This window comes from Vibrio sp. 10N.222.49.C9, from assembly GCF_041474985.1.
Lineage (GTDB): Bacteria > Pseudomonadota > Gammaproteobacteria > Enterobacterales > Vibrionaceae > Vibrio > Vibrio crassostreae_C.
Genome location: NZ_JBFRVD010001048.1, coordinates 1 through 233, shown reverse-complemented (window position 1 = coordinate 233; position 233 = coordinate 1). Strand labels below are relative to the sequence as shown.

1 pseudogene is annotated in these 233 nt (G+C 43.8%); it reads right to left on the bottom strand.

From position 1 onward, the window contains the following. Positions 1–233 (bottom strand): annotated as a pseudogene (locus tag AB4585_RS26845) (peptidase); the annotation flags it as partial.

Genomic DNA, 233 nt, shown 5'->3' with positions numbered 1-233 from the left:
CAGCTACAGCGGCAGCTTGATTAACGGTTTGCCACTCTTCAGGGAAGTCGATAACAAATTTCATATCAGGCTGTAAGAAGGTTTGCTCTCTAAACAACCCCTTACCTGGATTTTCTCCTACCAGTAAGCCATCAATTTGAGAAACGAAATCTTTGTGGATTGGTGCCAATTCAGCCACCTTGAGATCTTTGGCTACCTTTTTTACATCAGATACACGATCTGGCGTATAGGGG